Here is an 8,139-nt window from a genome sequence, read left to right as displayed (position 1 = left end):
ATTTTTCTATCAAATCCAAATTGTATTATTCTGTCATCATTATAAACATATCTTGTATCTAAGGATACAAAGGTGCTATCTTTCTTCACATCAATGAACTCGAAATTACCAATGTCAAATCTCCAAAAATAAGGGTCAGAATAGCCGACCATAGAACCTAAAAAAGTATAGAAATAAATCAAATTAGAATCTTGATATACATCGAAAACATATAACATATTATTAGACGAATGATTTTCATGAAAACGTCTAGTATGATTTAATAAATTACCATCAATATTAATTTTAATAATATCTATATAAAAGTCAAAACTGTGAGATTCCGGTACATGTATATAGGTAGTAAGTACACCTAAAAATAAATCATTATCAATTTGTATAAATTTTGATCCACCTGCACTTAATTTTACATCTTGAATATTCAAGTTCTTCTCCCATATTATATTATTAGCATAAGAATATGACACAGAAAATATTACTAATATCAAGAGTTTGCAGATGTATTTCATTTTTGTTCCTTAAATTAAGGATATGTGCATCAATTGAATACACCTATCCTATTAATTTTATTCCTTTATAAAGTTAAAGTTCGCAGTTTTGCCAACGTCTGTTTGTATAGTTATAAAATATGTCCCGTTTATGAGTCCGGATATATCTACTAGAGCCGGTAATTGAGGCTGATTAAAATCAATCAACACTTTGCCTGTTAAATCTCGGATTTTAATAATACAATCCTGTATATGACTTTCTGATTCGATTGTAATCAGATTTTTAGCAGGATTTGGGTACAATTTAACAAATATATTCTCAGATATAGTTTGATGAACTTCATACCAATTTTTACCAGCATCGTAAGTTTGAAGAATTCTGCCATCATGTGTCTTTTTCTCAATATTTGGGTATTTTTGCAAAGATTTCAAATCATATTGTACAATTGATTTTGGACTATAAACCACATGATTGACTGTTTGTTCTACATTTCTTTCTGTCTTCAGAATTGATTTTGAATAGTTACTCATTTTGATAGTTTGATTATTTCCATAAGAATTCAAACTTGATGCAATCAAAATGAATATACCGACTATTATTATTGCAATTTTCATTATAAACTCCTTTAATCACAATTGATAGAACAATCTGTAGCGGCTCTCCAAGTGCAGTTCGGCGTAACTACGGGACACATTGAAGGGTCAAAAACACTGCTTTCGCAAGAGCCAATTTGTGTATTAATTGATTCAACAACTTTTATTTGTTCAGTTGCAGGACAATAACAATAGTTTCTAGTATGTAAGCAACAAACCAAATTATCTGTGCAACTCATTTGGTTTATGAACATATGATATAAACCATCAATGAAACATTGGCTATAACAAAAAGCAACACATTTAGGCATTGAATAATGTACAGTAAAAGCCGAACATTCTACAGGCATTTGACAGTCAGGCGGTGCACAATGCATCGTTTGTTGATCTAGTAGGTTTAAACTATTATAATGGTCCATAAATAATTGGTCAGCTAAAACTTCTTGTATATTTTTATATAACTCTTGCAATCTGTCCACCCTGACATTGTCAAAATCATTGGGCCAACCGGGGAAAAGATGCTTTGTCAATTGACCACATGGACTAAATATATCAGGTGGGTCTGGAATAATCCAATCTATACCTCCAACATAAAATTGAACTACAGTCCGTGTTTTACCGCAAATAGGATCAAAATATGTACAACTCCTTTTTCTTACATTTATCCTGATTTCACAACCACTAAAATATGTTGCTTCGACATAATGAAGTTCATCTACCCACTGAGGATTATTACAACCCGGAGGCAATGGTGGTAGAATATTAAGACAGTCAGCCCCCTGCGAAACCGCTTGTACAGGCATCAATATTGTACCTCCAAATAATATCATGCTAAAAATTGCAAGCCATAACTTGCCAAGTGATTTCGGTAACTTCTTGCAATATAAAGCAGTTACCCCCCCCCCCTAAAATTGGGTTTGGGTCAAATTGACGCATTTGTTCATTGCGTACTTGCATAGTGACTCCTATTGTATAATATAACAATAAAATTTCGCCCTGTTTGGGCTCAATTTATAGCGAGAATTCCATTTCAAAAAACAAAATTCAAAAGAGCTTTCTGTCACATTACTAACATAATAAAAATTTTCGTATTTCCAAATAAAATTGAAAATATTTTAAATCTTCACCCTCCAAAAAAAATTTCTATAAGAAATTTTCTTGTTTACGTCATTACTTATGGTCATTTTTGTAAGCGTGTTGGCTGTAATTTGAGGATAATATGAAAATTTTGATAGTTGTATTTTTGTTTTTGGGGACTTTTGATGTATTCGCACAAAGCAGGGAGGTGAATCAACATCTGCAGATGCTGGCGAATGGCAAAACTGATGAGGTGAGGTCGGCGATTCCGGAACTTTTGGCTCGCTATCCGAGTGACCCGGGTATCATGTTGTTGCATGGTAGTGTGGTCGAGGATATGAAGTTGTCGCTGGACATTTATCGGCGTATCGTCACTGAGCACGCTGCGAGTGAGTGGGCGGACGATGCTCAGTGGCGCATTGTGCAGCATTATGCTATTTGGGGCGATACGAGCAGGGCTAAGTCTGAGCTCGAAATTTTGCGTGCTAAGCATCCCTATTCGACGTACTTGCCGGTTGCTGCCGATGTTGTCAGGAGTTCGGTCGCATATGCCAAGAGCAACGCAAAAGCTATTGCCCGAACTGAAAATCAGCGTCCAATTATTGACGAACCCGCCAAGCAAGATTTCAAGCCGCTTACGACCGAAGCCGCACCTAACAGATTGGCAGATTCGAAACCTGCTGAAAATGTTGTGATTGACAATAGATTGAAAGAAATTCTGCCGGAGCTGAGAACAGAACCGACTCCAACGAGAACTGAACCCGTTTCAACGAGAGTTGAACCGGCTCCAAGGCAAGAAGTTGCACCGATTACGGAAATTGACTCGCCCGAAATAAGCGATGTGACGATTGCGGAAGATGTGCCGAAAGCGATATTTTACGGCTTGCAGGTAGGGATTTACAACGAGAAAGCTTCTGCGGAATCGGAAAAAGAGAAATTTTTGGCAAAGCGCATGCGGACTACCGTTGCGGAGAAAAATATCGCCGGAAGATTGAGATATGCTGTTGTCATAGGGCATTATTCCTCGCTCGAAGCTGCCGAAGCTGCTAAAATAATCGTCGGGCAACAATGCGGGTGCGAGCCTTTGATTTATGAAAAATAATATGTTTAATTTTATAAATGGGTATAAACTATGAATTTAAAAAAAATGTTTTTAGTTGTATTGCTGCCAATTTTGGTGGTGAGTTTTTCATGTACGAGCGAAACAAAGGAGTCGGATAAAATGATGAGCGAGAATATTTACGGATTCAATGTCGTTGATATTGAAGGCAATGAAGTCTCATTGAGCGCCTACAGAGGTAAGGTGGTGCTAATTGTCAATGTAGCGTCGAAATGTGGCTATACTAAGCAATATACAGGGCTTCAGGCGATTTACGAAAAGTACAAAGACCAAGGGTTTGTAGTTTTGGGATTCCCTTGCAATCAATTTGGCGGTCAAGAGCCCGGCACTGAGCAGGAAATCAAGGACTTTTGCGAAACGAATTTCGATGTCACTTTCCCGATGTTTTCCAAAGTTGATGTCAATGGCGAAAACACTCACCCGCTTTATAAATATTTGAAAAGCAACGCTAAGGGCACGATGGGAACTCAGGATATTAAGTGGAATTTTGCAAAGTTTTTGGTGGATAAAAATGGCGTCGTGCAAGACCGCATCGGCACTCAAACTACTCCCGAATCAATGACCGACCAAATCGAAAAAATGTTAGCTGAATAAATTCTGAACTTGTGAGAATATTTTCAAAGCCGCTCCATTATTTGGGGCGGCTTTTATTGTTAATTAAAAATTATTCTTTTATGATGAATTTGACTGTTTTTATATCATTATTCGTGGTAACGTTTAGAATATAAACACCATTTGCAAGATTTAATGTACTTAAATCTAATATAAAATCATTATTAAACACCTCGTTGTTATTATAAACTTGCTCTCCCATTAAATTGAATATATTTAGAGAAAAAGGCTGAATTGAATTAATTTGAATAAGATTATTGAGATAATCAACATTAATTTTTGAATTATTATTCAATTCGGCATTTTCCACACTAACTGTGCTTAAGCCTCTATATAATTTACCGCCCTCAAAAGTGGCGTACAAATTATTATCAACATAATCCATTCCACCTAACCTCGCGTTAATCGGCGTTTCGATGAATTCCCATGTCACACCGCCATCAGAAGTGAAAAGTACAGAAATTCTATCAAAGGCAGCCCATCCAATTTGGCTATTTAACATCTTAATATTGGGGACTATAAAAATTGTAGTTTCAATCGAAGCCACCCAACTTACACCGCCATCAGTAGTTTTAATTATAAATCCAAATCCTGCAACCCATCCGGTCGATTTATCAAGAAATTGAACAGCTAAATTCCTATAAATCGCAGGAGTTTTGTGCGTTTTCCAACTTACGCCACCATTGGTTGTACTTAGTACAGCACCCATATCACCGACTACCCAGCCGCTCATTTCATCAAAAAAATATAATGACCAGAAATGCAGATTTGGTATTTCATACTTAAATATGGACCAATTCTCGCCACCATCAATAGTTTTTAGCACAATGCCATTTTCTCCGGCTACCCAGCCAATATTTTTAACAAGAAAAAATACGGAATTAAATTGTAATGTAGAATTGCTTTCGAGTTGTATTATTTCTCCTTCGGCATTAACTTTGAATATTGCTCCATCAGTACCAACTATCCAACCTGTCCCATCGGATAGTAAAAATATTTCTACAAAAATATAGTTTGTATCGGTACTGTAATCAATCCAAGTCACGCCGGCGTCAGTAGTTCTGTAAATTGTTCCGGCATATCCTGCTATCCAACCGTTATTACTATCATAGAATTTAATGCAATTAATATCAGCTGCACTCTGGAATTCTATTTCCTGCCAATCAATTTCTACACATAAAGCAGGGCATACAAATAGCATAAAAGTAAGCAAGGTTGTCATAAATTTCAGTTTCATTTTTTCACCTTTATTTTAAATTTGAAATATCTTTCCATTTAATAACACCATTATAATTTTCTGCAACAAATAACTTATTTTGATATAGAAACATTGCCCCTGGATATTGACATTCGGAGCGGTCAAATTCTGTCCAATTCGCTCCGGAGTCTTGTGAATTAAGAATAATTCGCTCATTGTTTAAAATGCAATAAAGCCATATATTATTTTTGTCGCTCACAAATCCATTTATAGAATAATTAGTTTGCGTATTTATCCAATTCCAGGTTAAACAATTATCGGTTGAATTACAAAGCAAACCATCGGACCCTAATGCCCATATCTTATTGCCATCATAATGAAGTTTCCAGATTTGCTCTCCTTCGAAAATATTAATTAATTTCCAGGTTCCACCTTCATCGCTTGATTCGTAAATAGCAGAAGCATCGTTATTATATGCTGATAAATATAATTTATCATGCACTTTCACAATTGAAGTTAAGTATGGATGCTCAATAATTGAAACTGCCTTCCATGATTCTCCTTTATCTGTACTTCGCAATATGTAGGAATTTTGTGATAATACCAATAATGTGTTCGTGTTCACATAAGTGAATTTCCCTAAATTAAAAACCGGGTCAATACTCCAATCTTCAAACTCATCACCTGGTTTTGAAAAATATACGATTGTTCCGTAATAGCCTGTAATTACTATGCCGCCATCAGGAGTAAAATTTATGTCACTCAAAGGGTAATGTGTTCCGACGTATTGTCTCTTCCAACTCAATCCCGCGTCTGTCGAATATAAATAATTACTTCTGGGTCCTAATGCAATGCCCATTCCATTGTCGTTAAATTTTATTTTCGTTAATGGCTCGCTTTTTAGATTTTCAACTATATTCCAATCTTTCGCTTCTGCATTAAGTTGCATTATTAACACTAACAAAATTAATATTTTCATCATTATTCTCCTTAGTTGATTATTATTCGTTGCGAAACAAATTCATTTTTATCGGATTTGAGACCAATCAAATATGTGCCTGTTGTCAAATTAGTCAAATTAAGTTTTATATGATGTTCTCCGGCTTTCAAATTATTGATATTTGAAAGTCTGCCAATGAATGCACCTTGAATATCATAAATATTTATCTCGATATTTCGCACTTCAGTTGTTTTGAATTTCATTGTAATCGAACCGCTATATACCGGATTGGGATATAAATTCTGTATTTCGATTGCACCGTTGGCAAATCGGCAATAATCGTAAAATGATTCTTCTTCAATGAAATTGCACGCTTCTTCTAAGCTTAATGTGCCGGATTCGATTGATGAAATAATTTCAATTTCATTTATTAAAGCTTTCCTGTAGCGTTCCGGCAATGATTCAATAAATTCATCAGTAGGATAATACCACAATACTAATTTTTCAATTAAATCATTATTCTTGAATTTAATTTCGATTGGCAAAAGCTTAGAGTAATCCATGTTTTCAATATATTTTTGATTAATCGGGGAATCATGCGAAATAAATACATATTTATGGTCAGTGTTATTGTACTTAAAAGCGGCTATTATCGGTACAACTTTGCTGTAGGAATCTTTAGTCCAATTACCGAATGTTGCAATATTATTGACAAAACCTTGCAAAGCACGCTTCTTCCAGTCTTCATAAGCGACTGCATAATCCATTCCAATGTATTCATGAACAGGGCTATGCAATATTACATTTTTTAAATTATATTTTATTTTTCCGTCAATAGTGTCTGAAGTGTTTGCCGTTCTATATGCAGTAGCATGAATAGTAGCTTTAATCAGTATAGACTCATCAAGTTTATGCGTTAAATCTATTTCATGTCTGGCTTTTACAAGAAGTGTATCGCCATTTACAGGGTAATTTCTCTTAACTAATTCATAATTAGCCGGAAGATTACTATAAGATTTATTATTTCTCATTGGAATCGGATGCAACTGATGAAAGTATTCAATTGAATATGATACGCTTGTTTCATTTAATTGAATATTTAATTTTGCCAACTCATCTTTTGTTAGATTTAAAGTTATGAGCCCCGGAATTGGACTACCTTCAGCATCGGTCTGAATAGAGCCGGGTTCGAGGAAATCTATTAATGTATTATTGGTTCCAATCGAAAATACATTTTGCGCCCGTTGAAGTGGTTCGGTTCTAAATGGATTTTTTATGTAAATCGGATAGTTTGTCAATTCCTCTTGAGATATGATTTGAGTTCTTCCTTCAATATGTTTGGTTTTGCTTTCGGTTAATACTTGGATTTCCGAATTGTCAATCAAATCGACTGACGGATTTTCAATATCTGGTATTTGGAAATTCGAATTCTCACTGGTTTTTACGTTTTCAAGAAATTCTGAAGTCTCAAAGTATTGATTTATACTTAGAAAACTAAACACTACTAAAAAAGTCAACATTGCGATACTCCCAAACAGTTCAACATTCGTAGGTGAATTATGAGCAAATTTATTCACTGCCAAGATAGAATTCAATTCCTTATCATCCAATGGCTCTTTAAATTGATTCATTTTCTTAGCCGAATCAAAGTATTTATTTAACTCTGTATTCATCTTTCACTCCAATTAATTCAGCTAATTGCTTTTTCGCCCTGTATAATCTTGATTTAATAGTTTCTTCACTCACATTCATAATTATACTCACTTCCTTTCTCGAAAAGCCCTCAATTTCTGATAAAATCAGCGTTTCTCTGTAATCCGGTTTCAACTTATTCATTGCTTGTCGCAATATTTGAATATCAACCATGACATCCGGATGCAATGAGTTGTCCATTAAATTGTCAAAATCAAAATCCTTTTCAAAGTTGGATTGAAATTTAATTGATTTGTAAAACACCCTACTAGCGATGGTAAATACATAGCTTAAGAAAGCATCTTCACTCTTGAGTTTGGCAAATCCTAAGAAAGCCTGATAAAGAGTTTCGCTCAGTAATTCCTTTGCATCGTCAGTATTTCTTGTCATGAAGAGACAATATCTCCACAGACTATCT

The 8,139-nt window shown here is 34.9% G+C and carries 9 protein-coding genes; 2 read left to right on the top strand and 7 right to left on the bottom strand.

The window, feature by feature from the left end:
- The 3 genes from M9949_13625 to M9949_13615 all read right to left on the bottom strand — a co-directional run.
- On the bottom strand, positions 1–425 hold a 425-nt coding region (locus M9949_13625), incomplete at its 3' end, for a hypothetical protein (GenBank protein MCO5252442.1).
- A 141-nt stretch (positions 426–566) separates the two neighbouring features.
- A complete protein-coding gene (locus M9949_13620; GenBank protein ID MCO5252441.1) occupies positions 567–1,103 on the bottom strand; it encodes a T9SS type A sorting domain-containing protein in 537 nt (178 codons plus the stop codon).
- Positions 1,104–1,114: 11 nt separating this feature from the next.
- On the bottom strand, positions 1,115–1,885 hold the full coding sequence (locus M9949_13615) for a hypothetical protein (protein ID MCO5252440.1): 771 nt from the start codon (positions 1,883–1,885) through the stop codon (positions 1,115–1,117).
- Between the two features lie 416 nt (positions 1,886–2,301).
- Here M9949_13615 and M9949_13610 point away from each other — a divergent pair, with 416 nt between their 5' ends.
- On the top strand, positions 2,302–3,261 hold the full coding sequence (locus M9949_13610; protein ID MCO5252439.1) for an SPOR domain-containing protein: 960 nt from the start codon (positions 2,302–2,304) through the stop codon (positions 3,259–3,261).
- A 123-nt stretch (positions 3,262–3,384) separates the two neighbouring features.
- Positions 3,385–3,873 (top strand): glutathione peroxidase, encoded by a 489-nt coding sequence (locus tag M9949_13605; protein ID MCO5252438.1) that lies wholly within the window; start codon positions 3,385–3,387, stop codon positions 3,871–3,873.
- A gap of 70 nt (positions 3,874–3,943) precedes the next feature.
- Here the strand turns inward: M9949_13605 and M9949_13600 are convergent, their stop codons facing one another.
- The 4 genes from M9949_13600 to M9949_13585 are packed head-to-tail and all read right to left on the bottom strand — an operon-like array spanning position 3,944 to position 8,111.
- The gene (locus M9949_13600; GenBank protein MCO5252437.1) at positions 3,944–5,128 is read right to left on the bottom strand and encodes a YCF48-related protein; all 1,185 of its coding nucleotides are present in this window, start codon (positions 5,126–5,128) and stop codon (positions 3,944–3,946) included.
- Between the two features lie 10 nt (positions 5,129–5,138).
- A complete protein-coding gene (locus M9949_13595) occupies positions 5,139–6,071 on the bottom strand; it encodes a hypothetical protein (protein MCO5252436.1) in 933 nt (310 codons plus the stop codon).
- 8 nt (positions 6,072–6,079) lie between these two features.
- On the bottom strand, positions 6,080–7,702 hold the full coding sequence (locus tag M9949_13590; protein ID MCO5252435.1) for a T9SS type A sorting domain-containing protein: 1,623 nt from the start codon (positions 7,700–7,702) through the stop codon (positions 6,080–6,082).
- Positions 7,683–8,111, bottom strand: a complete 429-nt coding sequence (locus M9949_13585) for an RNA polymerase sigma factor (protein ID MCO5252434.1) — start codon at positions 8,109–8,111, stop codon at positions 7,683–7,685. The genes M9949_13590 and M9949_13585 overlap by 20 nt, the downstream gene beginning before the upstream one ends.
- Positions 8,112–8,139 lie beyond the last annotated feature (28 nt).

Origin of the sequence: Candidatus Kapaibacterium sp. (assembly GCA_023957315.1) — a bacterium.
Classification (GTDB): Bacteria; Bacteroidota; Ignavibacteria; order Kapaibacteriales; family UBA2268; genus PGYU01.
The sequence above is the reverse complement of the archived record's forward strand: the minus strand, read 5'-3'. Positions and strand labels throughout refer to the sequence as shown.